This window comes from Xanthomonas bromi, assembly GCF_900092025.1.
In the GTDB taxonomy this organism is placed as follows: Bacteria; Pseudomonadota; Gammaproteobacteria; order Xanthomonadales; family Xanthomonadaceae; genus Xanthomonas; species Xanthomonas bromi.
In genome coordinates, this window is record NZ_FLTX01000025.1 from 85,220 (window position 1) to 110,829 (window position 25,610).

Sequence of the window (25,610 nt, forward strand, 5' to 3'; positions counted from 1 at the left end):
CCGGCCATTATACGGTTCAACCTTGGGTGCATTGGACGATTTGCGCTGCGCCCCGCACAATTTGTCTCCGATTCCCTGGCTGGACCTTGATGACCGATTTCATGACCGCGCTGTTGCTGGCGCCGTCGTCAACCACAGATGCACCTGTGCCCTCAGTGACGTGCGGTGCTGGCGTGCGTGGGTGGCAACGCGATGCCCGTTCCGCTGCGGATGCGGCCGCCGAGCGCTCGATCACGCAGGAGCCGAGTCCATGAGTGCGCCGGAGCAACGCTGGCACCCCGATGTGACAGTGGCCACAGTTGTGGTGCGGGACGGTCGTTTGCTGCAGGTGGAAGAAGCCATCGGCGGCCGCTTGCTGTTGAACCAGCCCGCCGGGCATCTGGAGCCCAACGAAAGCCTGCTGGATGCGGCAGTGCGTGAAACCCTGGAGGAGACCGGCTGGGATGTACGCTTGACCCAGTTCATCGGCACCTACCACTGGGTCGCGCCCAACGGGCGGTGCTTTTTGCGCTTTGCCTTCGTTGCCGATGCGCTGATTCACCACCCCGACCGCAGCCTCGATACCGGTGTGGTGCGCGCGCTGTGGATGACACCGGAAGAACTGCGCGCCTCGACCGAGCGCCTGCGCAGCCCGCTGGTGTGGGAAGTGGTCGCCGATTACCTGGCCGGGCAGCGTTATCCGCTTTCGCTGGTGCGGCACGTCGCATGAGTACGCCGCGCATTGTGGTGGGCGTGTCCGGTGGCGTGGATTCGTCGGTGGCGGCATGGAAGCTCGCCCAGCAAGGCGAGCCGGTCGCCGGGTTATTCATGCAGAACTGGGCCGACGACGGCAGCGGGGACTGCCGCGCCGAAGACGACCGCCGCGACGCGGTAGCAGTCTGCGGTGTGCTGGGCATTCCATTTCATTTCCGCGACTTCTCCAGCGAATACTGGAGCGGCGTGTTCGAGCATTTCCTGGCCGAATACGCGGCCGGGCGCACGCCCAACCCGGATGTGCTGTGCAACCGCGAAGTGAAGTTCAAGCATTTTCTCGACGCGGCGCAAGCACTGGGGGCCGAGCGCATCGCTACCGGCCATTACGCGCAGGTGGCGCATCGCGCTGGGCGGTGGCGCCTGCTGCGTGGCGCCGACCGTAGCAAGGACCAGAGCTATTTCCTGCATCAACTGGGGCAGACCCAGCTGGCTGCGACGCTGTTTCCGATCGGTGATCTGGAAAAAAGCACGCTGCGCCGCATTGCCCAGGACGCTGGCTTGCCGACCCATGCCAAGAAGGATTCCACCGGCATCTGCTTCATCGGCGAGCGCGATTTCCGCGAGTTTCTGGGCCGCTACCTGCCCGCGCGGACCGGCGAGATTCGCGACCCGCAGGGGCAGCGCATTGCCGAGCATCCGGGGGTGTTCTACTTCACCCTGGGTCAGCGCGAGGGGCTGAATATCGGCGGCGTGCGCGGACGGGCGGCGGCGCCGTGGTACGTGGTCGGCAAGGATGTGGCGAGCAATGTGCTGTACGTGGACCAGGACCGCGACAGCCCACTGCTGCAATCGCGCTGGCTGCAGTCCGAACACGCCCACTGGGTGACCGGTGCGCCGCCGGCACGCCGCTTCAATTGCACCGCGCAGACCCGCTACCGCCAGCCCGACGAGCCCTGCGCGGTCGACGTGCAGGACGATGGCAGCGTACAGGTGCACTTCGAACGGCCGCAGCGGGCGGTGACGCCCGGGCAGTCGCTGGTGCTGTACGACGGCGAGGAATGCCTGGGCGGTGCCGTCATCACCGCCACCGATGCACCGTTGGAACGCCAGTTGGCGGGATCTTCTTTTTCCTCAGAGGTAGTGGCTTGATGAGTGTTTCCATGGATCACCGCGTGCTGGCGCTTGCCGGCGTCGCCCAGGCCCTGCAACAGGTAAGGCGGATCGCCGAGACCGGGCATTCGGAGGCCGCGACGGTGCGCACCGCCATGGATAGCGTGTTCCGGGTGGACGCTCCCTCGCCAGAGGCCGTGTACGGCTCTGCAGCGGCGCTGGCGCCCGGCCTGCGCCTGCTGCACAACTATTTCCGCAACCAGGGCCAGGACGAGGTGCTGCCGCGCCTGGCCCTGGCGGTACTGCAGCTGGAGCGCCGGTTCGTACGCGACACCACGGCCGTTGCGACCGTGGCCAGCGGAATCGACGCGGCGGCGCGCCAGGCCCAGCAGCTGGGCGACAGCGGCCACCCCGATGTACTGAGCTCGCTCGGCGGGCTGTACGCGCAGACCATCAGCCATTTGCGTCCCAAGGTCATGGTGCAAGGCAACCCGCACTACCTGGGCCAGGCCGGCGTGGTTGCGGAGATCCGCGCGCTGTTGCTGGCGGCGGTGCGCTCGGCGGTGCTGTGGCGGCAGATGGGCGGCAGCCTATGGGATTTCCTGTTCGCCAAACGCGCAATGATCGAAGCCGTGGACCGCGCGCTGCGCTGATCAGCGCGAAAAATCGCTTAAAACGCCACGCTAGCGGCCGCTGACGCGCGCCAACACCGGTTGAATGGACAAGACGATCTGGCGATCGTCGCTAAAGACAACGGGGGCAGTGCCGATACAGCAACCGTGACTCTGCCGAGAACGCCCATGTATTCACGTCCACTCATCCGTCTAGCCGCTCCTTTGGCTCTGACCTTGTTGTTCCCCTTCGCTGTCGGATTCGACTGGCCCGCTTCGGTGCGCTGGGCAATCCTGGCGACCATGACCCTCAGTTGGTTGGGTTTCGCTGCCTGGGTGACGTATTCCCAGTTCCGGCCTAATCCGGACCAGGCACGCATCCTGCGCGAGCAGGACCAACTGCTCAACGAACTGCGTACGTTCGTCAGCAACGAAGTCGACGGTTCGCGCTCGGAAGTCGAGCGTGCCCGCGAACTGATCCGCCAAGCCGTGTCCGGTCTTGGTGGCAGCTTCGAAGCGATGAACCGCAAATCGCGTCAGCAAAGCCAGGCACTGGCCCGCATCGTCGACCGTGCCGGTGACGATGGCAGCGCCGGCGTCGACGTCGCCCGCTTCGCCCAGCACGCCAGCTCCCGCATGGAGCAATTGGTGGAAGCGCTGGAACAGGTAAGCGGCCAAAGCACCAATACCGTCCATCACATCGATGAGATGGCGCAGCATCTGGATGGCATCTTCGCGCTGTTGGAAGACGTCAAGTCGATCGCCGACCAGACCAACCTGTTGGCCTTGAACGCCGCCATCGAAGCAGCACGTGCCGGTGAAGCCGGTCGTGGTTTCGCAGTGGTCGCCGACGAGGTGCGCAACCTGTCCGAGCGTTCCACCACCTTCAACGAGCAGATCCGCAAGCTGGCACACAGCTCCAAGGAATCGATCGCCAAGGTACGTGAAACGGTCTCGCAGCTGGCATCGCGCCACATGGACCGCTCCCGCGAGGCGCGCCATGAATCGGCCGCCATGCTGGAGAACGTTGCCCAGATCAACGCCTCGTTGGGCGATGGCATGCGCGAAATCTCCGAGTGCGCACGTTCGATCGATGGCAGCGTGGCCGAAGCGGTGCGTGCCCTGCAGTTCGAGGACATCGCCACGCAGACGCTGAGCGGCATCCACACCCATCTGGATCGCCTCACCGCGATCAACCGTGAGGCGGTGGCGCTGCAGGAACTGCTGCATCGCAATGGCGGTGTGTACGACAGCGATCTGGTCGCCGCGCTGGCCAAGGTGTCCAACCGCCTGCGCGACATGCGCGTGGAGTGGGAGCGCCCGCCGCACAAGCCGGTGGCACAACAGGGCATGGGTGCCGGCACGGTCGAGTTGTTCTAGACCGATGCCGCAACACAAGCGCTGATTTCGACATTCCCCGGCCCGCCGGGGATTTGTCGTTCCGTAACGACCTGGTATTCCGCTCATGAACCTTCTTGCCCCGACCATCGATGCCTCCACTGCCGCACTGCAGGCCGCCGCACTGGCTGGCGCGCACGCCGAGCGCATCGCACAAAGCGATGCAGCAAAGCCCACGCTGCGGTCCGTACGCCTGCCAGCCGCGCTGGAACGGCTGGAGCTTGCCGCCCAAGCGGAAATCAAGGCATTGATCAACCCGCGCCGCGATTGCAGCGAAAACGACATGCTGTTTGCGACCGTGGCGTGGGACCTCGGGCTGGACGGCGCCGCGGTGGGCGCCTCCAGGCGCTGATGCAATACCGGCGGGGATGCCTCGGCAGGCGCCCCCGCCGCGTTGTTGGACTGCCCGATTTCAGGCTGTTGAGCCTTGCGAATCTACCGCTCTCGCGGCATCGCTCATGTCCCGCGTACGCGTTCCTTGACCACCCTGCCCGGCCGAGACTCGCTCACCCCGGCTGTGTTTTTTGTCAGGACGGTCCAGCGCCGCTACCATCCAACTCACCGCCTGAGCCCGTTACCAATCCGGGCGATCAGCATGCTTTCTTCTTCGGATTGAGCGCTGGATGCCATGAAAACCCGTTGCCTGGCGTTGCTTGCAGTAGCGCTCTCTCACTCGGCCAATGCGGCAGATGAGAGGGTATACATTGAATTTCTCTGGGATGCCCGGCCACCGCATTCGATTGCCCGCCAGCAAACCATCCAGTTTTTGACCGATGGTCAGCACGCCCACCAGGTGTGTGTCGCGACCGATTCCGCCGAGACCGATGTAGGCGGGTTGGTAGTGAAGGTGTTCGATGCCTCCGGGCAGGAAGTGTCGAGCCACCAGTACCCCGACTACCGTGGCGTCAAGCACTGCTACGTTGCCGATCTGGGCCAGGGAGGCACGCCTGGACTGTGGACGTTTCGCGCAAGCACAGGCGATGGCCGCAGCGGGGAAGAGACGCTACAGGTCCATGCCAGGCTGGCAGACTCGCCACTGTCGAAGGATCCGGGAACACCGTATGTCGTTGGCCGCCCGAACTATGACAGTGCGATCCCGCCGGCTGAGTGGCGTGGCCGCCTGGTCTGGGAAATGCAGGTCAATCCGCAAGGCACGGTCACCGACGTCACCGTGGTGACAGCAGAAGGCGTTGGCTTGAACCTTCGCGACCGCGCGATCGCGGCTGGCTACCTGTCCCTTTTCTACCCTGATAAACGGCGAGAGCGCACACCGCTGCTCTGGAGGCGCGAGCTGTCGTTCGGACCGGAATAAGACCGGCACGGTATCGGTCGATCACGCTACATCAGTCGATGCTTACCGCGTGACACGGGTGAGCTGGCCGTCATGCACGGATGCACGGGACAACAGCCCACGTTGTTCGTCGACCTATCGGGCCATTCTGGATCCGTTCGCTGGGTGTCTCCAATCGCTTCCGGGGAGATCCATACCACTCTGCCCTGATGCAGAGGCGACGCGTCTGGACCGGACTGGCGCCCCTGTCCAGCAACGACAGCATCGAGGTGGTTGCACGATGTGCCAAGGTCCGCTGGGACGAGCAAGCGCGATCTGCGCCGCTTGCGATGCACGTGCTGAACATCAGGTTGAGATCTGCGCCAGATCGCCCGGTGCAGGCAATCAGCAAACCTGTCGCCTGTCGTCGTAGCGCAGTGGAGCGGCATGGAGCAGATCACATAACCGGGGATAAGTGCGCGGCGCCCCGCCTGCGGTGCAGGCAGGGCAAATGGCTTAGTTAGCTGGCGATCACCAGCCGTGCACCCAGGCGCATGCCGGCTTCGGCTTCGCGCAGCCACTGCGCCATGTCGCGTGGCGACAACGGGCGCGAGTAGAAGTAGCCCTGAATCTCGTCGCAGCCCTGCTGGCGTAGCAAGGCATCTTCCTGCACGGTCTCCACGCCTTCGGCGACGACCTGCATGCCCAGCGCGTGGCCCAGATGCACGATGGCCTGGGTGACTTCGGCGGTGTTAGCGTCGTCGAGCATGCCTTGGACGAAGCTGCGGTCGATCTTCAGGCGCTGCACCGGGAAGCGGTTAAGGTAATGCAGATTCGAAAAGCCGGTGCCGAAGTCATCCACCGCCAGCAGCACGCCGTTCTGCTCGAACAATTCGAAGCAGCGGCGCAGCGAATCCGAATCGCGAATCAAGGCAGATTCGGTCAATTCCAGTTCCAGGCGCGAGGGCGGCCAGCTGTTGTCGCGGCAGATTTCCAGCACGCGCTCGGCAAAGCCGCGCTCGCGCAACTGTACGGCCGAGACGTTGACCGCAATGCGGCTGAAATTGAGCCCGGCGCGGTCCCAGACCACCGCCTGGCGGCAGGCTTCGCCGATGACCCATTCGCCCAGACGCACGATCTCGCCGCACTCTTCCGCGATCGGGATGAATTCGACCGGGCTGCAGGGGCCATGGCCGTGGCGATTCCAGCGCATCAGCGCTTCGATCGCCGGCGATGCATCGCCCACGGTGTTGACCAGTGGCTGGTAGACCAGTGTGAACTCTTCGCGCTCGAGTGCGCCTTGTAGCGCATGCTCGAGCTCCAGGCGGCGCTGCGCACGCAGCAGCACGTCCTGGCTGTAGTAATGGAAGGTGTTGCGGCCGGAGTCTTTGGCCGCGTACATCGCCGCGTCGGCGGCGCGCAGCAGGCTATCGAAGTCCGACAGACCCTCTCCCTGCAGCGCAATGCCGATGCTGGCACCGAGCTTGAGGGTGACCTGGTCCTTGCGCAGCGGCTCGCCGAGTGCAGCAATCAACTTGCGCGCCACATGGCCGGCGTCTTCGGGCTCGGACATATCGCGCAGCAGCACGATGAATTCATCGTCGCTGAAGCGGCCGAACAGGTCGCTGTTACGCAGATGCTGATGCAGGCGCGCCGAGGCGAGCTTGAGCAGGTTGTCGCCGGTGGCATGTCCGAACGAGTCGTTGATGCTCTTGAAGCCATCCAGATCGATCAGCAGCATGGCCAGCACCTGGCCGCGCTCGTTGGCTTCGCGGATGGCGTTTTCTGCCTGCTCGCGCAGCAGAAAGCGGTTCGGCAGCCCGGTCAGGCGGTCGTAGTGCGCCAGCAGCTCGATACGTTCGTTGGCTTCGCGCTCGCGGGTGACGTCGCGGAACAGGGCGACAAATCGCGGCGGCAGGCCTTCGCGACGGTCCAGTTCGATCAGCACCTGCACCCAGATGCGCTGACCGGAGTTGCGATAGAAGCACAGCTCCAGTTGCTCGGGCAGGCCGCCATCGGAAATACGCAGCAGCGCCGCTTCGAAAGCGTCGCGCGAATCCTGGGTGTACAGCGACAGCGCCTGCTCCAGGGTGATGTTTTCCTTGCGCAGGCCATGGATGCGGTAGCACTCCTCGGTCCATTGCATGCGGCGAGTGTCGACCTCGATCTCGCAGCCGCCGATCTTGCCCAACGCAGAGACGCGATTGAGCAGTTCGGTGCGCCAACGGATCAGTGCATCGGTCTGACGTTGTTCGGTGACGTTCTGCAGCTGGCCCAGCAGACGTATCAAGCTGCCGTCGCCGTCGAACACCGGCTGCGCCCACACCCGCAGATGATGCGGATTAGCACCGAGCAGCCCGTTGATTTCCAGTTCGAAGTGCACCGGCATGCCTTCGTGCTTGATCTTGCGCCAGGCGCTGCGCAGTTGCGCAACCGAGGGCCGGCCGAGCAGACGCAGGATGTCGCGAATGCCTTGCAAACGCACGTTCGTCATGCCGAGTTGTTGCAGGAAGTCCTGCGACACCCACAGCACGTCTTGATGCGAATCCCAGCTCCAGCTGCCCATGCTGGCGATGCGCTGGGCCTCTTCGAGTTGGGCCTGCTGCTCGCGCAGCTGCTGCTCGAGCAATTTATGATGGTGTACGTCGGTATGCGTGCCGACCATACGCAGCGGACGGCCGTCGGCGGTGCGCGATACCACGCGGCCGCGATCCAGGATCCAGCGCCATTGGCCATCGTGCTGGCGCAGCCGGAATTCAGAGACGTAGGTGTCGGTGCGCCCTTCCAGATGCGCTTGCACCGCCGCGCTGACATGCGCGTGGTCTTCCGGGTGAATCAGCCCCGACAAGGCGGTGAGATTGTTCGGAAGCGGCTGCTTGGAATACCCAAGCATGCGCGTCCATCGCTCGGAGCGATACACCACATCGGCCGGAATATCCCAATCCCACAAGCCGTGATCGGCGCTGTCCAGGCCAATTTCCCAGCGACTGGTGCCATCGGCACCCTTGGGCTCGGGAATGCTCAGGGTGAACGCCATCACCTGGCCCTGTTCGTCGCAGACCGCACGCAACCAGCCTTCGAGCCGACCGCCGCCAGTGCCCGGCAAGACGCACGGAGCCATACCACCGCTGTCGGCCAGCTGGGCACGGCTGCTTTCCAAGACGTCGGCATACGCGCCAAGGGTTGCCGGCAATCCGAGGGATTGCGCGACGCGGTTGGCCGCCAGAGGCTGGCCATGCGCATCCAACACCACCACCGCCGAGGTCAGCGGGTGCTGCAGCATGCTTGCAATGACGCCTGAGTCCACTCTGGAACACTCCGAAGAATCGACCCCGGCCTTCGGAGTCGCAATGGATAACGGCCGTGCCGTCGATTAGTTGAGCCGCCTGTTTCGCGCTGGGCCGAACCGGCCCCGGTTACGGCTAAGATGGCTGCATCACCAGCACCCAAGGTCGTCCGCGGATCCATGCAACAGCCCGTCGCCGCGCCCGCGTTTTCGTCCGCCCCCGTCTCCTGTCTTCGCCTCGCCAAGCGCCTGCAGCAAGGTCTGTGGACCCTGACCGGCCTGTATCTGCTGGTGGGGGCGGTCTGGCTGCTGCTGGGCAACCGGCTACTCCACCTGGCCGGCGCCGCCATCCCGGAGCGCTGGTCGGACGCGAGCTTTCTGATGGCGTCCAGCATCGTCATCCATCTGGTGCTGCGCCGCTTCACCAGCTTGATCGTGGACGAGTACGCCAAGCTGGCGCAGTCCGAGGCCTTGCTGCAGGCCAAGTTCCTGGCCCTGCCCAGCCCCGCCTTCATCTACGACCTCACCACGATGCGCATCCTCGATGCCAATCCGGCAGCGCTGGAATTCTTCGGCTGGGAGCGCGACGAGTTCCTGCAACAGACGCTGCAGGCGATCTGGCCCAATGCCGACAGCGAGCGGCTGGAAGAGGTGATTGCGCAGATCCGGGGCAAGGGAGATGCCACCTGCGTGTTGAACGAAGATCTGCTGACGCGCAGCGGCCCGCGGCATGTGGAGGTGCGTAGCAACCAACTGCATCTGTCCAGCGGCCCTGCCCGTCTGGTGGTCACCGTGGACCGCAGCGAGGAGCGCCAGGCGCAGCATCTGCGCGACGAGGCGCTCGAACGCCTGGAGGAAGCGCAGAGCATCGCGCGGCTGGGCTCCTGGCAGCTGGATCGCTCCACCGGCCTGGGCCGCTATTCGCCGGCGGTCTATCGCCTGCTGGGGCGCAGCGTGCCGATGCATCGTCGCGAGCATCGGATGGAAGAATTGCTGACCGCCTCCGACAGCGCCACCCAAGCGCGGATCGAACGCATGATCGAAGACATGTGTACTGGTGGCGAGGTGCAGATCGATGTGCTGTTGCCGCTGACCGGTGGCGATTCGCAGCCGCGCACCGTGCATCTGCGTGCGGAAAGCGTGACCAGCCCCAGCGGCGTGCGCCATGTCCACGGCACCTTGCAGGACGTCAGCGAACGCGAGCAATCGCGCCGGCTGCTGCGCGAACGCGAGGAGCAGTTTCGCGAGCTGGTGCGCGTGCTGCCCGACGGTGTGCTGATCCTGGCCGACGAGCATGTGATGTACGCCAACGCAGCCGGCTCGGCCCAGTTCGGCTTCCAGGGCGAAACCATCCTGGGCGAGCCGTTGCAGACTCTGGTCGGCGACAACGACCTGCCTGTGGTGCGCGAGTACCTGCGCGCAGGCAGCGATCGCAGTGAGCCGGTCTCCAGCGCACGCGCGATGCGCCGCCGCGATGGCAGCACCTTCTACGCCGGTCTGTCGGCCGGCGATATCCGTTATGGCGGGCGCAGCTGCAAGTTGCTGGTGGTGCGCGATCTGAGCGAACCTGAGCGCATGCGCGATGCCCTGGCCGAGAGCAATGCCGAACTGCAGGCGATGGCCAAGCGCCTGTTCTCGTTGCAAGAGGACGAGCGGCGCGCCATCTCGCGCGATCTGCACGACGACATCGGGCAGGCGATCACCGCGATGAAGCTGTCCGCGCATGCGGCCTTGGATGAACCCAACGCCGACGCGCGCCGCGAGGATCTTCTGGAAGTGGTGTCGCTGGCCGACAGTACGGTGACCAAGCTGCGCAACTTGTCGATGCTGTTACGTCCGCCACAACTCGATGCCTTGGGCCTGGAAGCGGCATTGCGCTGGCAGGCGTCGATGCTGTTCCGCGCATCGCAGGTGCGGCTGGAGCTGGACATTCACGCGCTCGAAGAACGGCCGGGCAACGAGATCGAGCAAGCCTGCTTCCGGATCGCGCAGGAGAGCCTGACCAATGCATTGCGGCACGCATGCGCGGGCGAAGTGCGCCTGCATCTGCATTCGGTCGACGGCGACAGTTTCCTCCTGGAAGTCAGCGATGATGGCGATGGATTCGAGCCAGAGGGCCCGCGCGGGCTTGGGCTGATCGTGATGCGTGAGCGTGCGCAAACCGTAGGCGGTACGCTCGCGATAGAATCAGCACCCGGAGCAGGCACGCGCGTGACGTTGCGCCTGCCCTATCACCCGGTCGGCGAGTCCGTCCACGACGATGGTGGACGTTGAGTCATGTGGAGTCCCGTAATCCCGCCCGGACTGGAAATCGTCAAGCCGACCCGGCTTGGCGCGGGCAACCCCGAATTACTGCATTTGGTGGATGCGGCCGCATCCGGCGGCCCGCCGCTGATGATTTTCCACATCGATATCGATCACTTCGCCTCGATCAACGAGAACATGAGTGGCGAGGTCGGCGATCAGGCGCTGACACTGGTAGCACGCCGGCTGCAGGACTTCCTCGGAACCCGCGGCAAACTGTGGCGCCACGGCAGCGATGAGATGATCGTGGTGGCGGTGCGTCGCGAAGAAACGCAGCTGCCGGAAGACTTCGCCGAAGAAATCCGCCAGCAACTGGAACTTCCGCTGTCGGTGCTGCCGTATACCTTGTTCATGACCGGCAAAGTCGGTATCAGCCTGTGCCCGGAACACTCCACCTCGCTGTCCGCGCTGCTGGATTACGCCGAAGAAGCCAGCTACCAGGCGGCACGAGAAGGCGGCAACACGGTACGGCTGTACACGCGCAACTCGACCACCAACGCGCATAGCGAAAGCATCATTGCGCGGCAGATCGTCGATGCAATCCCGCACGGCGAATTGCGTCTACGTTACCAACCGCTGGTGAGCGCGCGCGACGGCCGCATCGTCGGCATGGAGGCGCTGCTGCGCTGGCAGTCGCCGACCCTGGGCATGCTGGTGCCCGAGCGCTTCATGCGTACCGCCGAGCGGCTGGGTGTGATCGTGCAGATCGGCGAATGGGTGCTGCAGAATGCGGTGCGCCAGGCGCGCCTATGGCGCGATCAGGGTTTCGATGATTTCAGCATTGCAGTGAACGTCTCTACGCTGCAGCTACTGCGCCCGGGCTTCTTCAACGAAGTGATGGCGATGCTGCAGACCGCCGGCGTGCCGGCGCAGTTCGTCACGCTGGAGATCAACGAAAGCGCGTTGACCAACAACGTGAACTTCGTCCACGAGACGATGGCCAACCTGCGCAACGAAGGCATCAGCCTGAGCCTGGACAACTTCGGCACCGGCGATTCCAGCCTGAGCGCGCTGGTGCGCTACCCAGTGGACCGGCTGAAGATCGACCGCAGCTTCATCAAGAGCGCGCCAGCCGGCAGCCGCGAAGCCGCGATTGCGCGCGCCATCATCGCCATGGGCCATCAGTTGGGCATGACGGTGATTGCAAACGGTGTGGAATCGCAGGCGCAATTGGGATTTTTGCGTCGCAACGATTGCGACATCTTCCAGGGCTATCTGTTCGGCGAGCCGATGTCGGCCGAGTCGGCCGGCATGGCGTTGCGTCGGCGCTATCTGCGCCCGGAATCGTTCGCCGAAAGCCGCCCAGACCGCACCTTGCTGCTACTGGACGACGAAGAGAACGTGCTGCGCTCGCTGGTGCGTCTGTTCCGTCGCGACGGCTACCGGATCCTGGCGGCCGGCAATGTGCGCGACGCGTTCGACCTGCTCGCCACCAACGACGTGCAGGTGATCCTGTCGGACCAGCGCATGAGCGACATGAGCGGCACCGAGTTCCTGGGCCGGGTCAAGATGCTCTATCCCGACACCGTGCGCCTGGTGCTCTCCGGCTACACGGATCTGGCCACGGTGACCGAAGCGATCAACCGCGGCGCGATCTACCGCTTCCTGACCAAGCCCTGGAACGACGACGAACTGCGCGAACATATTCGCCAGGCCTTCCGCACGCATGACGAGTTGCGGAATGGCCGGGAATAGGGATTGGGGATTCGGGATTAGTTTAGAGCGGCGTGCGGCGCCTTTGTCTCACAGGGCACAATGACGATCAGCAACAGCAAAGCCCGCTCTTGCGAATCCCCCATCCCGAACAACCAATCCCCGCGCTCCAGCGCTACCGCGGCTGCCGGATCGGTAGCACGATTCTGAAACTGGCGCCCTGCCCCGGCGTGCTTTCGACATCGATGCGGCCGTGGTGCTTGTTGATGATGCCGTAGGAGATCGACAGGCCCAGGCCGGTGCCGCTGCCGACCGGTTTGGTGGTGAAGAACGGGTCGAAGATGCGCTGCAGCAGGTCCGGGGCAATGCCGGCGCCGCTGTCCTGGAACTGGATCCAGACGTTTTCTGCTTCGTCACGACCAGTGGTCACGACGATCGTGCCGCGCTCCACGATCGCCTGGCCGGCGTTGAGCAGCATGTTCATGTACACCTGGTTGAGCTCGGATGGCAGGCATTCCACCAGCGGTAGCTCGGCGTAATTGCGCTCCAGGGTCACCTTGTACTTGAGCTCGTTCCAGATGATGTTGATGGTGGATTCTAGACCGGCGTGCAGGTCGACCATCTTCCACGACTCGGAGCGGTCAGAGTAGGAGAAGTCCTTGAGGTCGCGCACGATGCGGGTCACCCGCTCGATGCCTTCGCGCGATTCGGCCATCAACTGCGGAAGATCGCGGCTGATGAAGTCGATATCGGCGCGGTTGCGGATTTCGTCGATTTCCGGAATCAGCGCCTTCGGATCCGGCGCCTGCAGCGCACGCTCATAGGCTTCGATCAGTGTGAACAGGCTGCGCAGATATTCCTGCAGGCTGCCAAGATTGGAGTGCACGTAACCGATCGGATTGTTGATTTCGTGCGCCACGCCCGCGGCCAGCTGGCCGATGGACGCCATTTTTTCCGATTGCAGCAGTTTGTCCTGCGCACCGTTCAGGCGCAGATAGGCCTGACGTAATTCGGCGTGGCGCTGTTGCAGCTCGCGCTCGTAATCCTGCTGGCCTTCGATGTTGTGGAACAACGCCAGAAAGTGACCGACGCCCTGCTCTTCGTTGTAATACAGGTGCGCGATGACCACGCGGTCGGCCACCGGCAGGCTGCCGGTCCAGCTGCCCTTGCTGCGCGCCTGATTCAGTGCGTCCGATGGCAATACCTGCGAAATCCGCTCGCCCAGATTGCGATCGTCGGCGGGGTCTTCCTTGCACAGGCTTTGGCGTGCGATGGCATTGGCCAGAATCAGCTTTCCGTCTGCGCGGAACAGCAGTACGCCCTCCAGCATCTGGTCGCCGAAGGAGCGCAGGATATCCTGGGATGGCAATAAGGCTTGATTGAGAAAAAACTTGGCGGTCACGGGAGCAGGCGGCGGAGAGGACGCCTCAATATACGCCGAACCGTTGACGCGCCCTACCGCCGTTTCGCATGCCCGGCGGTATGTCGCAGGCCGGACAATACATGCCGGCCACGTCAGGGTGCTGCCTTATCCGCACGCCGGTGTGCTGCAAAACGACGCGCGACTCAGGCGACTGCCAACGAACGTCCGCCGCGCAACACGCTCGATTGCCCCTTGGCGTCGTAGGACGGCGCACTTTCGGTGCGGCCCAGATGACGCAGCGCCCAGTTCACTTCGCGGCGCCGGCGGGCCAACAGCGCGCCATTGGCGCGATTGGCCTCGGCCAGCTCACGCAGGCGCTCTTCTTCCCCTGCAGGCATCGCTGCTTCGAGCGCGCGCAGCGCCGACAGCTTGTCCTGCGTGTGTCGCATCAACCCATCGATGTCGTTCTCGAGTAATGCCTGCCGTTCGCCGGCCAGCGCATCGCTGAGACGTTGCAGGAACTCGTTCACGTTCATCCTTTCAGTCGGGGATCAACCCGCCAGTTGCTGATTCAGATCCATCATGCGGCTGGCGATGGCATCCGGGTTGATGGAATAGCTGCCGTTCTGCAACGCATCCTTCACCGCCTGGACGCGACCGGTGTCGATCGCCGAGGACTGCGAAAGCTCGCGCTGCAGGTTCTGCAGGTTGGTGGCTTCGCCGGTCAACTTGACGCTGTCGGTCGGCGGGGTTGCGGCGACTGGGGACGCGCGATCTTCGCCGGCCGAAGCGATCTTGCTGCTGGTGGCCGCGGTGCGAAGGGTGGCAGCGGTCGGTAGATTGCCTTCAATTTTCTGGGTCATGTCAGGAACTCCTCTACAGGTCGTAGGGGATAACGGCACCCGGAAAAAAAACTTTATAGAAAATTTTTCACCTGGAGACCACAACGGTTCCGCTTGCTTCAACAATGCCCTGCACCACCCGGCGCGAGGACGAATTCTCCACCGAGACGCGCTCGTTCTCGCCGGCGTCCGACAGCGCGCGACCGCTCATGCGCACCTCCAGCCCGCCATTGCGCGACACCAGCGGCACGGTGTCGCCGCGCCGGACCAGCCGCTGCGTCACCAGATCGTTGGACGAGAGCAGCGAGCCGGCCGGCAGGACGCGGCGGGCGGTTTTGCCCACGGCAGCCACCGGATCGGCCAGCACCGCACCAACGATGCGCGCGGCGTCACGCTTCTCGATACTGATATCGGCCAGGGAGATGGTTTCTCCAGCGCTGATGCCGCGGCGCAAGACCAGCACGTCCTGGTTGCGGCGCACCTTCAGCGGCACGAACAGACGCCAGCCGGCCGGCTGCGGACACGCCACTTCCACCGTATTGGTGCCGGTGGGCTGGGCCTGCAATGCGATCGGACAGGCCGGCATGCGCAGACCCGGATCGAGCGTGGCCTCGGCTTCGGCATCGGGCCCGACGGTGGCCAGTGCCGCCGCACGGATGGAATCGACAGACTGATAGCTCTGGGCCCAGGCCGGAGCGGCAGCCAACAAGATGACAAGCAGGAGCAGGCGCATGGGACCAGATCCGGAGGAAGACGGGACAGACATTGCAAGAGGCGTGCCGGTTTTTTGCTGGGAGTGGGGAGTCGGGAGTGGGGATTCGTAAAAGCGGCTTCGCGGGTGATGCATTCGCCCGCTGCCGAGGCCCTTTCACCCGCCGGATCTTTCCGACAACTGTCACTAAAGCTGTCAAGGATGCACAAGCAGCAGCGGCATGAGTAAGCTGCTAGTGCACGCCTTTGAGCCAATCCCTAATCCCAAATCACCTCATCCCGGCGCTTGAGCGAATCCCCCCATTCCCGACAACGCCCCCCGACCAACCATAAAGCCCTCAAGTTTCCCGAGGGCGCTGTCGATATCTGCCCCATGACCCACGATCTGCTCAACCGCATCGACCAGCGCACCCGACTGGCTGGCCACAATCGACTGGCCCTGCTGCTGTTCCGGCTGGGTGGCCGCCAGCTTTTTGGCGTGAACGTCTTCAAGGTGCAGGAAGTGCTGCGCCGTCCGGAACTGTTCCAGGTGCCGGGCCTGCCGACCGAGTTCGCCGGCGTGGCCGACGTACGCGGGCGCTCGGTGCCGGTGCTGGACCTAGGGCTGGCCATCGGCCACCCCGAACGCGACTCGCGCGCCGAGAACGGGCCCGGCTATCTGGTGGTGGCCGAATTCAATCGGTCGGTCCAGGGCTTTCTGGTCAGCGGGGTGGAGCGCATCGTCAATATCGCGGTGGAAGACATCCATCCGCCGCCGGAACTCGGTGCCGAAGCCACTTATTTGACGGCGGTGACGCGCTTCCAGGGCGAGCTGATCCAGGTCATCGACGTGGAGAGCGTGCTGGCCGACATCGCCAAGGTCAGCAAGGACGTTCAGTTGGACCCGTCGCTGCAGATGGTGGCCTACGACCGCCAGTTCCAGGTGTTGGTGGTGGACGATTCGCGCGTGGCGCGCCAGCAGATCCGCAGCGTGCTCGACCAGCTGGGCGTTTCGGCGACCCTGCTGTCCGACGGCCGTCAGGCGCTGGATCACCTGCTGCAAGTGGCGGCATCGGGCGAAAACCCGGCCGACCGCTACGCCATGGTGATCTCCGATATCGAAATGCCGGCGATGGACGGCTACACACTGACGACGGAAATCCGGCGCACGCCGGGCCTGCAAGGCCTGTACGTGCTGTTGCACACCTCCTTGTCGGGCGTGTTCAACAACGCCATGGTCGAGCAGGTGGGCGCCAACGCCTTCGTGGCCAAGTACAGCGCCCATGAACTGGCCGATTACGTGCTGGCGCGCCTGAAAGTGGTTGCCGAAGCGGCCTGAGCAACAGGCTGCTGGCCGGTGCGCAGGTGGCCGGTCGTTCGTAGCGCCGGCCGCGTGCGGGTACCGATGGCAGTCAGAAGCAAGCCTCCTGTAGAAAGAAGGCCTCCCGGGGCGCGTCCGGTGTAGCACTCAGACGTCCCCAGGCTGCGCCGTGAATGGATGGCAGCCTGTTGAGGTGAATTACCGTCAGCAGTGACCTCGCAAGACGCCTAACCTATATCGTCTATATCATCAGGCACGACGTCCATCGGATGGGCGAAGCACGGCCGGTAGCCAAGCGCGCCGTGCACGGGGCTTGCATCGGGTTGTCCGAGCGCGCGCAAGGCCACCGAACCGGCCCTCCAGGTGTGCCATCCCAACGCAAGGCATCGCTCTGCGCGATCCAAGCACCGCCAGAGCTCTGCGACCACCCTACCCGCTCGACGGGTTCAGTAGCGCCCTGATTTGGCACAAACATTGCTTTCTCCCTTGTAACACTTCGCGGGAGAGCACCGTGTCCAGTCCATTCTCTTCGTTCCTCGGCGTTCATGGCGACGCGTTGGCGCTGCGCGAGCAGCGCATGAAGCTCATTGCCAGCAATCTGAGCAATGTGGACACCCCTGGGTACAAGGCCAAGGATCTCAACTTCGAAGCGGCGCTGAAGTCGGCGCAGGGCGTGCAGGATGGCGGCCTGATGCAGGCCACCGACGCCAAGCATTACGAAGTGGGCGGCGGCGGCGGGCTCAATCCGTTCCAGATCACCCGCGAATCCGATCAGCCCAGCCTGGACGGCAATACCGTCGATCCCGATGCCGAGCGCGCTGCCTACGGCCGCGCCGCGCTGGAATACCGCGCGTCGCTGAGCTTCCTCGAATCCAAGGTGCGCTCGATGCTCACCGCGATCACGGGCCAATAAGTCATGAGCAATCTTCCCATCTTCGATGTGGCCGGCTCGGCGCTGCATGCGCAGTCGGTCCGACTGAGCACCATCGCCTCCAACCTGGCCAACGCCGATTCGGTCGCAGGCTCGGCCGAGGCCACCTACAAGCCGATCGAGCCGATCTTCCAGGCCCAGCAGAGCCGTCAGGACCCCAGCCTGACCTCGGTGAACGTCAAGGAGATCACCACCACCAATGCGCCGCCGATCCGCCGCTACGAGCCCGGCCACCCGCTGGCCGATGCCGACGGCTACGTGTTCTCGCCCGACGTGGACCCGGTCTCGCAGATGGTCAACATGATCTCCGCCTCGCGCAATTACCAAGCAGGCGTGGAAATGCTCAATACCGCCAAGGAACTGGCGCTCGCGACCCTGACCATGGGTCGCTGACCCGTCCTAGCTGCCCCATACCAACGGAATCTTCCAGATGAGCACGATCGCCACCGATCTCTACAAAACGCTGGGCCTCAATACCAGCAGCAAGACGCCGAAAAAAGAGGAGGCGCTCGGCCAGGCCGACTTCCTCAAGTTGATGACCGAGCAGCTGCAGCACCAGGACCCGCTCAAGCCGATGGAAAACAGCGCGTTTCTGGGCCAGTTGGCGCAGTTCTCCACCGTGCAGGGCATTGGCGACCTCAATACCAAATTCACCAGCTTCTCCGCGTCCCAGAACAGCGACCAGGTGCTGAAAGGCGCGTCGCTGGTCGGGCACAACGTGCTGGTGCCCTCTGCGCAGGTGGCGATCGATGCCACCGGCTCGGCCAAGGGCGTGGTCGCCGCGACCTCGGCCGGCACCGTCAATTTCGAAATCACCGACGCCAACGGCGCCTTCGTCAAACAACTCAGCGTGCCGTCCAGCGCTGCCGGTGAGGTGTCGTTCGCCTGGGATGGCACCGACGCCAACGGCAACCGCATGGCGGCCGGCAAATACGGCGTGACCGCGACCCAGACCGACACCGCCGGCGCCAAAAGCAAGTTGCCCACCTACGTCGATGCACCGGTGGACAGCGTCACGATCGGCTCGGACGGCTTGTATCTCAACCTGACCGGGCTAGGCACTTCCCCGCTCGCCAACGTGCTCCGCGTCAGCTGAGCCGGCAACCGACACTTAAAGGAACTCATCCATGGCTTTCAATACCTCGTTGTCCGGCATCAACGCAGCCAATGCCGATCTGAACGTCACCTCCAACAACATCGCCAACGTCAACACGACCGGGTTCAAGGAATCGCGCGCCGAATTCGCCGACATGTTCCAGAGCACCAGCTATGGCCTGTCGCGCAATGCGGTCGGTTCGGGCGTGCGCGTCAGCAACGTGGCGCAGCAGTTTTCGCAGGGCAATATCGACCCGACCGGACGCAGCCTGGACTTGGCGGTCTCCGGCGAAGGCTTTTTCACCGTCTCGTCCAATGGCGCCAAGATGTACACCCGCGCCGGCAACTTCCAGACCGATGCCAACGGCTATGTGGTCAACCCGCAGGGCGCGCGTTTGCAGGTGTTCGCACCCAATCCCAGCGGCAATGGCTTCGATGTGGGCCGCCTGTCGGACCTGCAGCTGCTGACCACCGACAGCCCGCCCAAGTCCACCTCCACGGTCAACCTGGCCTTCACCCTGCCCGGCAACGCCACCGCGCCGACGGTGACCCCGTTCAACCCTGCCGACGACAAGACCTATAGCCACTCCACCGGCGGCATCAATGTCTATGACTCGCTGGGCGTCAGCCACGTGCAGACCTCCTACTTCGTCAAGACCGCCAACCCGAACGAGTGGCAGGTGCACAACTACGTGGACGGCGCCGCGGTCGGTGCCCCGACCACGCTGCAGTTCTCCGACACCGGCTCGCTGACCACCCCGGCCAACGGCATCATCGCGATGGACCCGTTCACCCCGAGCACCGGCGCGGGCGTGCTGAACATGCAGCTCAATGTCAGCGGCTCCACCCAGTACGGCGAAGCCTTCGCCCTGCGCGACACCCGCCAGGACGGTTACGCCAGCGGCAAGCTCAACGAGATCAGCATCGACACCAGCGGCGTGGTGTTCGCGCGCTATTCCAACGGCGCCGACAAGCCGCTGGGCCAGGTCGCGCTGAGCAGCTTCGTCAACCCGCAGGGCCTGCAGTCGCAGGGCAACAACATGTGGGCCGAAAGCTACACCTCCGGTGCCGCGCGCACCGGTGCTCCGGACACCTCGGACCTGGGCCAGATCGAGTCCGGCTCGCTGGAATCGTCCACGGTGGACCTGACCGAGCAGTTGGTGAACATGATCGTGGCCCAGCGCAACTTCCAGGCCAACTCGCAGATGATCTCGACCCAGGATCAGGTCACCCAGACGATCATCAATATTCGTTAAGGCCGGGAATGGGGAATCGGGAGTAGGGAATCGTAAGAGCTGGCATCGCGTGTATCGGATGCCAGCCTTGCGCCCTACTCTCCCAGCTTCCCGCAACCCGCTTTTGCGATTCCCGATTCTCCATTCCCCATTCCCGGTGCCTCATGGATAAAGCCCTCTACGTTGCAATGACCGGTGCCCGCGCTTCCCTGCAGGCGCAGGGCACCGTGTCGCACAATCTCGCCAACGTCGATACGGTGGGGTTCAAGGCCGCGCTGGCCAACACCGAGGCGTTCAAGATCCAGGGCAAGGGGTATCCGTCGCGGATCGATGCCTTGCACGTGGACCAGGGCTTCGATCGCAGCCAGGGCCATCAGAAGGTCACCGGCAACCCGCTGGATGTGTCGCTGCAGCAGGACCGCTGGCTGGCCGTGCAGTCGCCCGACGGCAGCGAGGCCTATACCCGCAACGGCGAATTGGCGCTCACCGCCAATGGCCAGCTGGTCACCGCCAACGGGCATGCGGTGCTGGATGAAGGCGGCAACCCGATGACCATCCCGCCGCATCAGGCGATGGAAATCGGCAGCGACGGCAGCATTTCCATCATTCCGCAGGGCGAAGGCCCGCAGACCATGGCCATCGTCGGCAAGATGAAGGTGGTCGATGCGCCCGCAGACCGTTTGACGCGGCGCCCCGACGGGCTGATGCGCAACAGCAGCACCGACCCGGCGCAGGCATTTGCCATCGCTACCGGCAAGACCATCAACAGCGGCATGCTGGAGGGCAGCAATGTGGATGCGGCCGGCGCGCTGGTGGAGATGATCCAGCTGCAGCGCCAGTTCGAAATGCAGGTCAAGATCATCAAGAACGGCGACGACAACGCGCAATCGGCCAATTCGCTGCTGCGTGTCAGCGGCTGAACCTGGTCGCCAAGGCAACTATGCCGTCGCTGGTCAGCGCCAGGTTGTGCCAACCACTTCGAAAGCATCCGCAAGGCGGCACGGCAGGCTTACGCAGTCATCATGTCGTTTGGCTACTGCGATCTCGCATTGATGCGCACCCGGCTGACGACGTCTGTTGTCGATGGTGTCTCGGCCGGTTGGTGCAACTTGCCACCCCAGTGCAACGAAGACCGCTTCTAAAACCGCTTTGCGCAAGTCCACTACGCATAGCAAATGCTCCGCGCCTTCGCTGTGGAGCAGCTGATCTGTGGCTTGGCTGCAGAGCCCTTGCCTGCCCACCATCGCGGGACACGCCGCAAGTGCATCGTAGGCTCCGTGGCGGCATCCATGCCGCCACAGGGTCCCGCGACGGTGAGCCGGCAAGGACAGGTGAAGATGATCGGTGCATCGATGAAGGCAGTGTTCAACGTGCTCTGTTGATCGTCACTCGCTCATCCTGACATCGCGCCCATCGAATGCCCAGACAAGCGATCCAGGAACAGCAAACTGAGCGAGGCGTCTAATGATGCGTTTCGGCTCATCGCCAGCCAACTCTCCGGTGCGGTGCCCTCGCCGATTGCGGGCTCCTTGGCGGCATGGATGCCGCCAAGGAGCCCCCATGGACGGGTTTACGGGGTGTCCCGCGAGCGGTAAGGGCAGCGCGCCCTCGACCGACCCAGCTTTAGCCCCGAGTTCCGAACCAACAACACGCGACTGGCAAACCCGCTGCGTCTGCCGTAAGACGAGCGCCAGCCAAGTGATGGGCCACGCTGACCGGCCACCGATCTCCCCCACGTGATCTGCCCCCCGTTTCAGCCGCTGCCACCGCTGATCTGCCGCTGGCAAACCGTCAACGCGGACCAAGCCAAGCCGCTGTGGTGGTGTCCATCGGCTTTCGGATGAACCGTCCGGCGCCTTCACTGCGCGTGATCCAGCGCACAGCCGGCAAAAATCCGGCGCGACTTTGGCACGGCACGTGCATATACCCAGCCGTGCCCGGAACACATCCCCGGGTCTAACGAGGAATCGGGTCATGAATCAGGCTTTGTGGGTCGCCAAAACCGGACTGGATGCGCAGCAGACGCGCATGTCGGTCATTTCCAACAACCTGGCCAATACCAATACCACCGGCTTCAAGCGCGACCGTGCCGCGTTCGAAGACCTGTTGTACCAACAAGTGCGTGCGCCCGGCGGTTCCACCTCCGCGCAGACGCAGCTTCCCACCGGCCTGCAGTTGGGCACCGGCGTGCGCGTGGTGTCCACGTTCAAGGGCTTCGACCAGGGCAGCCAGCAGCAGACCGGCCGCGCGCTCGACGTGATGGTCAACGGCCGCGGCTTCTTCGAAGTGCAGATGCCCGACGGCACCTCCGCCTACACCCGCGACGGCACCTTCCAGATCAACGCCCAGGGCCAACTGGTCACCAACAGCGGCTACCCGCTGCAGCCGGGCATCCAGGTGCCGGAAGGCGCGCAGTCGCTGACCATCGGCAACGACGGCACCATCAGCGTCACCCTGGCCGGCCAGGCCGCCGCGCAGGAAATCGGCGCGCTCACGCTCACCGACTTCATCAACCCCTCGGGCCTGCAGGCCAAGGGCGAAAACCTGTTCGTCGAAACCACCGCCTCCGGCCCCGCACAGAACGGCACCCCTGGCCTCAACGGCCTGGGCAACACCGTGCAGGGCGCGCTGGAAGGCAGCAACGTCAATACGGTGGAAGAACTGGTGAGCATGATCGAGACGCAGCGCGCCTATGAAATGAATGCCAAGGCCATCTCCACCACCGACTCGATGCTCGGTTACTTGAACAACAACGTCTGATCGGCTCGCCGCCCGTCGCCCTCTCAGGAATCAACGCCATGTCACGCCTGCCTTCTCTCTCCTCCCTGTGCCTCGCCATTGCCTGCAGCGCGCTGCTGGGTGGCTGCGTGGCTGCCGGCGATGTGCGCCCGTTCGCCGAAATGGCGCCGATCGTGCCGGTGGTTGCACCGGTGGCGCAGCCGACCGCCGGCGCGATCTACGCCGCCGGCCCGGGCCTGAATCTGTATGGCGACCGCCGTGCCCGCGATGTCGGCGATCTGTTGACGGTGAACCTGGTGGAAAGCACCACCGCCTCGTCCACCGCCAATACCAGCATCAGCAAGAAAGACGCCACCACCATGGGCGCGCCGACGCTGCTGGGCGCACCGCTCACCGTCGGTGGCTTGAACATCCTCGAGAACAGCACCAGCGGCGACCGCAGCTTTGCCGGCAAGGGCAACACCGCGCAAAGCAACCGCATGCAGGGCAGCGTCACTGTCACCGTGATGCAGCGCCTGCCCAACGGCAATCTGGTGATCCAGGGGCAGAAAAACCTGCGCCTGACCCAGGGCGACGAACTGGTGCAGGTGCAAGGCATCGTGCGCGCCGCCGACATCGCCCCGGACAACACCGTGCCCTCGAGCAAGGTGGCCGATGCCCGCATCGCCTACGGCGGCCGCGGCGCGATCGCACAGTCCAACGCGATGGGCTGGCTGAGCCGCTTCTTCAATTCCCGTTTGTCGCCCTACTGAGCCTGCGACCATGAATCTGTCTTCCCTGCCCTTCCGTCTGCTCGCCGCCGCCGTTGCGCTGTGCGCAATCGCCGCACCGGCCTCGGCCGAACGCATCAAGGATCTCGCCCAGGTCGGCGGCGTGCGCGGCAACGCGCTGGTCGGCTACGGCCTGGTGGTCGGCCTGGACGGCAGCGGCGACCGCACCAGCCAGGCGCCCTTCACCGTGCAGAGCCTGAAAAACCTGCTCGGCGAGCTGGGCGTCAATGTTCCGGCGAACGTCAACCCGCAGCTGAAAAACGTCGCGGCCGTGGCCATCCACGCCGAATTGCCGCCGTTCGCCAAGCCCGGTCAACCGATCGACATCACCGTCTCCTCGATCGCCAATGCCGTGTCGCTACGTGGCGGCTCGCTGCTGATGGCACCGCTGAAAGGCGCCGATGGTCAGGTCTACGCGATGGCCCAGGGCAACCTGGTGGTCGGCGGCTTCGGTGCGCAGGGCAAGGACGGCTCGCGGGTGTCGGTGAATATTCCCAGCGTCGGCCGGATCCCGAATGGCGCCACCGTCGAACGCGCCCTGCCCGACGTGTTTGCCGGCACCGGTGAGATCACGCTCAACCTGCACCAGAACGACTTCACCACCGTCTCGCGCATGGTCGCGGCGATCGACAGCAGCTTCGGCGCCGGCACCGCGCGTGCGGTGGACGGCGTGACCGTGGCAGTGCGCTCGCCGACCGACCCGGGCGCGCGCATCGGCCTGCTGTCGCGGCTGGAAAACGTCGAACTCTCGCCCGGCGACGCACCGGCCAAGGTGGTGGTCAACGCACGTACAGGCACCGTGGTCATCGGCCAGCTGGTGCGGGTGATGCCGGCCGCCATCGCGCATGGCTCGCTCACCGTGACGATCAGCGAGAACACCAACGTCAGCCAACCGGGCGCCTTCAGTGGCGGCCGCACCGCGGTGACGCCGCAGTCCACGATCACGGCCACCTCCGAAGGCAGCCGCATGTTCAAGTTCGAAGGCGGCACCACACTCGATCAGATCGTTCGCGCGGTCAACGAAGTGGGCGCGGCTCCCGGCGACCTGGTCGCCATTCTCGAAGCTCTGAAGCAGGCTGGCGCGCTGACGGCGGAGCTAGAGGTGATCTGACATGCGTATCGCAGCCTCGCCCATTGATCTCAACCCGAGCACCAAGGCCGATCCCGCAAAGATCGACAAGGTCTCCCGTCAGCTCGAAGGTCAGTTCGCGCAGATGCTGGTCAAGAGCATGCGCGACGCGAGCTCCGGCGACCCGATGTTTCCGGGCGAAAACCAGATGTTCCGCGAAATGTACGACCAGCAGATGGCCAAGGCGTTGACCGAGGGCAAGGGCTTGGGCCTGTCGGCGATGATCTCCAAGCAGCTGAGCGGCGACACCGGCGGCCCGGCCTTGAACACCTCGTTGAACACCGCCGACGCGGCCAAGGCGTATTCCTTGGTTGCCGGCAAGCGCGATGCCTCGTTGCCGCTGCCTGCCCGCGATGGTGCGGCCACCGGCATCACGACCAGCAGCGTTGCGAAAGCAGCCCTGGGCGCAGGCAATCTGAGCGGCATCGGCATGAGCCAGGTGCTGGATCTGATCGCCGGGCGCAGCGGCGGTGGCGAATCCGGCAGCGACGATGCCGCCGCACTGAGCTGGCCGTCGGCCAACGACCGCTGGGCCGATGTAGCCGCCAGCGACGCGGCCGATGCCAATGCCGCCGTCAACGCGAGCGCCGCCAGCAGCGCAGTTGCCAGCCTGGGGGAACGCACCCCGGAAGGCTTTGTCGCCAAGATCTGGACGCATGCGCAGAAAGCCGCCCGCGAATTGGGCGTGGACCCGCGCGCACTGGTCGCGCAGGCCGCACTGGAAACCGGCTGGGGCCGGCGCGGCATCGGCAACGGTGGCGATTCCAACAACCTGTTCGGCATCAAGGCCACCGGCTGGAGCGGCGACAAAGTCACCACCGGCACCCACGAATACGTCAACGGCGTCAAAACCACCGAAACCGCCGATTTCCGCGCCTATGGCTCGGCCGAGGAGAGCTTTGCCGACTACGTGCGCCTGCTGAAGAACAACAGCCGCTATCAGGGCGCGCTGCAGGCCGGCACCGATATCCGCGGTTTTGCACGCGGCTTGCAACAGGCTGGGTACGCCACCGATCCGGGCTACGCAGCCAAAATCGCGGCGATCGCCCACGGTCCGACCATCGACCGTGCGGTGGCCGCCATTGGCAACGCGGCGGCCGATCTGTCCAACCGCTATGCCAGTACCGCCGAGCCGGCCGGGCTCGGCACCATCCGTCGCTGAGGTAAACG

Annotated in this window: 23 protein-coding genes; 18 read left to right on the forward strand and 5 right to left on the reverse strand. The window is 64.5% G+C overall.

The window, feature by feature from the left end; translation table 11 throughout:
* Nucleotides 1-250 precede the first annotated feature (250 nt).
* From XBLMG947_RS08725 to XBLMG947_RS08750, 6 genes are all read left to right on the forward strand, one after another.
* A complete protein-coding gene (locus XBLMG947_RS08725; RefSeq protein ID WP_065467798.1) occupies nt 251-709 on the forward strand; it encodes an NUDIX hydrolase in 459 nt (152 codons plus the stop codon).
* Nucleotides 706-1,842 (forward strand): tRNA 2-thiouridine(34) synthase MnmA, encoded by a 1,137-nt coding sequence (mnmA, locus tag XBLMG947_RS08730; protein WP_065467800.1) that lies wholly within the window; start codon nt 706-708, stop codon nt 1,840-1,842. The genes XBLMG947_RS08725 and mnmA overlap by 4 nt, the downstream gene beginning before the upstream one ends.
* Entirely contained in the window at nt 1,842-2,456 is a 615-nt protein-coding gene (gene hflD, locus XBLMG947_RS08735) for a high frequency lysogenization protein HflD (RefSeq protein WP_065467802.1), read from the forward strand. The genes mnmA and hflD overlap by 1 nt, the downstream gene beginning before the upstream one ends.
* Nucleotides 2,457-2,516: 60 nt before the next feature.
* Nucleotides 2,517-3,794: a methyl-accepting chemotaxis protein gene (locus XBLMG947_RS08740; protein WP_181093154.1), complete on the forward strand. Its 1,278-nt coding sequence runs from the start codon at nt 2,517-2,519 to the stop codon at nt 3,792-3,794.
* An 85-nt stretch (nt 3,795-3,879) separates the two neighbouring features.
* Nucleotides 3,880-4,164 (forward strand): hypothetical protein, encoded by a 285-nt coding sequence (locus tag XBLMG947_RS08745; protein WP_065467804.1) that lies wholly within the window; start codon nt 3,880-3,882, stop codon nt 4,162-4,164.
* Between the two features lie 276 nt (nt 4,165-4,440).
* The gene (locus tag XBLMG947_RS08750; protein ID WP_065467806.1) at nt 4,441-5,124 is read left to right on the forward strand and encodes a hypothetical protein; all 684 of its coding nucleotides are present in this window, start codon (nt 4,441-4,443) and stop codon (nt 5,122-5,124) included.
* A gap of 478 nt (nt 5,125-5,602) precedes the next feature.
* Here the strand turns inward: XBLMG947_RS08750 and XBLMG947_RS08755 are convergent, their stop codons facing one another.
* On the reverse strand, nt 5,603-8,389 hold the full coding sequence (locus XBLMG947_RS08755) for a sensor domain-containing protein (protein WP_181093153.1): 2,787 nt from the start codon (nt 8,387-8,389) through the stop codon (nt 5,603-5,605).
* A gap of 120 nt (nt 8,390-8,509) precedes the next feature.
* Here XBLMG947_RS08755 and XBLMG947_RS08760 point away from each other — a divergent pair, with 120 nt between their 5' ends.
* Both XBLMG947_RS08760 and XBLMG947_RS08765 read left to right on the forward strand, forming a co-directional pair.
* The gene (locus XBLMG947_RS08760; protein ID WP_065467810.1) at nt 8,510-10,642 is read left to right on the forward strand and encodes a sensor histidine kinase; all 2,133 of its coding nucleotides are present in this window, start codon (nt 8,510-8,512) and stop codon (nt 10,640-10,642) included.
* A 3-nt stretch (nt 10,643-10,645) separates the two neighbouring features.
* Entirely contained in the window at nt 10,646-12,367 is a 1,722-nt protein-coding gene (locus tag XBLMG947_RS08765; protein ID WP_065467812.1) for an EAL domain-containing protein, read from the forward strand.
* Between the two features lie 133 nt (nt 12,368-12,500).
* Here XBLMG947_RS08765 and XBLMG947_RS08770 read toward each other — a convergent pair whose 3' ends face one another.
* From XBLMG947_RS08770 to flgA, 4 genes are all read right to left on the reverse strand, one after another.
* A complete protein-coding gene (locus XBLMG947_RS08770; protein WP_065467814.1) occupies nt 12,501-13,727 on the reverse strand; it encodes an ATP-binding protein in 1,227 nt (408 codons plus the stop codon).
* A gap of 164 nt (nt 13,728-13,891) precedes the next feature.
* The gene (locus XBLMG947_RS08775; RefSeq protein ID WP_014503329.1) at nt 13,892-14,224 is read right to left on the reverse strand and encodes a hypothetical protein; all 333 of its coding nucleotides are present in this window, start codon (nt 14,222-14,224) and stop codon (nt 13,892-13,894) included.
* A 15-nt stretch (nt 14,225-14,239) separates the two neighbouring features.
* On the reverse strand, nt 14,240-14,551 hold the full coding sequence (gene flgM / locus XBLMG947_RS08780) for a flagellar biosynthesis anti-sigma factor FlgM (protein WP_014503328.1): 312 nt from the start codon (nt 14,549-14,551) through the stop codon (nt 14,240-14,242).
* A 67-nt stretch (nt 14,552-14,618) separates the two neighbouring features.
* On the reverse strand, nt 14,619-15,263 hold the full coding sequence (gene flgA / locus XBLMG947_RS08785; RefSeq protein ID WP_065467816.1) for a flagellar basal body P-ring formation chaperone FlgA: 645 nt from the start codon (nt 15,261-15,263) through the stop codon (nt 14,619-14,621).
* Between the two features lie 351 nt (nt 15,264-15,614).
* On the opposite strand from flgA, the gene XBLMG947_RS08790 reads away from it, so the two are divergent.
* From XBLMG947_RS08790 to XBLMG947_RS08840, 10 genes are all read left to right on the forward strand, one after another.
* Nucleotides 15,615-16,559: a chemotaxis protein gene (locus XBLMG947_RS08790; RefSeq protein WP_065467818.1), complete on the forward strand. Its 945-nt coding sequence runs from the start codon at nt 15,615-15,617 to the stop codon at nt 16,557-16,559.
* A 493-nt stretch (nt 16,560-17,052) separates the two neighbouring features.
* Nucleotides 17,053-17,454 carry a flagellar basal body rod protein FlgB gene (gene flgB / locus XBLMG947_RS08795; protein WP_065467820.1) on the forward strand — a complete coding sequence of 134 codons (402 nt, stop codon included), beginning with the start codon at nt 17,053-17,055 and terminating at the stop codon, nt 17,452-17,454.
* 3 nt (nt 17,455-17,457) lie between these two features.
* On the forward strand, nt 17,458-17,865 hold the full coding sequence (gene flgC / locus XBLMG947_RS08800) for a flagellar basal body rod protein FlgC (RefSeq protein WP_005914451.1): 408 nt from the start codon (nt 17,458-17,460) through the stop codon (nt 17,863-17,865).
* 37 nt (nt 17,866-17,902) lie between these two features.
* Entirely contained in the window at nt 17,903-18,568 is a 666-nt protein-coding gene (locus XBLMG947_RS08805) for a flagellar hook assembly protein FlgD (RefSeq protein WP_065467822.1), read from the forward strand.
* A gap of 31 nt (nt 18,569-18,599) precedes the next feature.
* On the forward strand, nt 18,600-19,823 hold the full coding sequence (flgE, locus tag XBLMG947_RS08810; RefSeq protein ID WP_065467824.1) for a flagellar hook protein FlgE: 1,224 nt from the start codon (nt 18,600-18,602) through the stop codon (nt 19,821-19,823).
* 143 nt (nt 19,824-19,966) lie between these two features.
* A complete protein-coding gene (flgF, locus tag XBLMG947_RS08815) occupies nt 19,967-20,722 on the forward strand; it encodes a flagellar basal-body rod protein FlgF (RefSeq protein ID WP_065467825.1) in 756 nt (251 codons plus the stop codon).
* A 1,054-nt stretch (nt 20,723-21,776) separates the two neighbouring features.
* On the forward strand, nt 21,777-22,562 hold the full coding sequence (gene flgG, locus XBLMG947_RS08825) for a flagellar basal-body rod protein FlgG (protein WP_010373615.1): 786 nt from the start codon (nt 21,777-21,779) through the stop codon (nt 22,560-22,562).
* A 38-nt stretch (nt 22,563-22,600) separates the two neighbouring features.
* A complete protein-coding gene (gene flgH / locus XBLMG947_RS08830) occupies nt 22,601-23,293 on the forward strand; it encodes a flagellar basal body L-ring protein FlgH (protein ID WP_065467829.1) in 693 nt (230 codons plus the stop codon).
* A gap of 10 nt (nt 23,294-23,303) precedes the next feature.
* Complete coding sequence (locus tag XBLMG947_RS08835; RefSeq protein ID WP_065467831.1) at nt 23,304-24,422, forward strand: flagellar basal body P-ring protein FlgI; 1,119 nt, start codon at nt 23,304-23,306, stop codon at nt 24,420-24,422.
* A gap of 1 nt (nt 24,423) precedes the next feature.
* Entirely contained in the window at nt 24,424-25,602 is a 1,179-nt protein-coding gene (locus tag XBLMG947_RS08840) for a flagellar assembly peptidoglycan hydrolase FlgJ (protein WP_065467833.1), read from the forward strand.
* Nucleotides 25,603-25,610 lie beyond the last annotated feature (8 nt).

Excerpts from the sequence above, each read along its gene's own strand:
- XBLMG947_RS08725 (WP_065467798.1), top strand. The coding sequence starts at position 251 with ATGAGTGCGCCGGAGCAACGCTGGCACCCCGATGTGACAGTGGCCACA.
- mnmA (WP_065467800.1), top strand. The coding sequence starts at position 706 with ATGAGTACGCCGCGCATTGTGGTGGGCGTGTCCGGTGGCGTGGATTCG.
- hflD (WP_065467802.1), top strand. The coding sequence starts at position 1,842 with ATGAGTGTTTCCATGGATCACCGCGTGCTGGCGCTTGCCGGCGTCGCC.
- XBLMG947_RS08745 (WP_065467804.1), top strand. The coding sequence starts at position 3,880 with ATGAACCTTCTTGCCCCGACCATCGATGCCTCCACTGCCGCACTGCAG.
- XBLMG947_RS08750 (WP_065467806.1), top strand. The coding sequence starts at position 4,441 with ATGAAAACCCGTTGCCTGGCGTTGCTTGCAGTAGCGCTCTCTCACTCG.
- XBLMG947_RS08760 (WP_065467810.1), top strand. The coding sequence starts at position 8,510 with ATGGCTGCATCACCAGCACCCAAGGTCGTCCGCGGATCCATGCAACAG.
- XBLMG947_RS08765 (WP_065467812.1), top strand. The coding sequence starts at position 10,646 with ATGTGGAGTCCCGTAATCCCGCCCGGACTGGAAATCGTCAAGCCGACC.
- XBLMG947_RS08775 (WP_014503329.1), bottom strand. The coding sequence starts at position 14,224 with ATGAACGTGAACGAGTTCCTGCAACGTCTCAGCGATGCGCTGGCCGGC.
- flgM (WP_014503328.1), bottom strand. The coding sequence starts at position 14,551 with ATGACCCAGAAAATTGAAGGCAATCTACCGACCGCTGCCACCCTTCGC.
- flgA (WP_065467816.1), bottom strand. The coding sequence starts at position 15,263 with ATGCGCCTGCTCCTGCTTGTCATCTTGTTGGCTGCCGCTCCGGCCTGG.
- XBLMG947_RS08790 (WP_065467818.1), top strand. The coding sequence starts at position 15,615 with ATGACCCACGATCTGCTCAACCGCATCGACCAGCGCACCCGACTGGCT.
- flgC (WP_005914451.1), top strand. The coding sequence starts at position 17,458 with ATGAGCAATCTTCCCATCTTCGATGTGGCCGGCTCGGCGCTGCATGCG.
- XBLMG947_RS08805 (WP_065467822.1), top strand. The coding sequence starts at position 17,903 with ATGAGCACGATCGCCACCGATCTCTACAAAACGCTGGGCCTCAATACC.
- flgE (WP_065467824.1), top strand. The coding sequence starts at position 18,600 with ATGGCTTTCAATACCTCGTTGTCCGGCATCAACGCAGCCAATGCCGAT.
- flgF (WP_065467825.1), top strand. The coding sequence starts at position 19,967 with ATGGATAAAGCCCTCTACGTTGCAATGACCGGTGCCCGCGCTTCCCTG.
- flgG (WP_010373615.1), top strand. The coding sequence starts at position 21,777 with ATGAATCAGGCTTTGTGGGTCGCCAAAACCGGACTGGATGCGCAGCAG.
- flgH (WP_065467829.1), top strand. The coding sequence starts at position 22,601 with ATGTCACGCCTGCCTTCTCTCTCCTCCCTGTGCCTCGCCATTGCCTGC.
- XBLMG947_RS08835 (WP_065467831.1), top strand. The coding sequence starts at position 23,304 with ATGAATCTGTCTTCCCTGCCCTTCCGTCTGCTCGCCGCCGCCGTTGCG.
- XBLMG947_RS08840 (WP_065467833.1), top strand. The coding sequence starts at position 24,424 with ATGCGTATCGCAGCCTCGCCCATTGATCTCAACCCGAGCACCAAGGCC.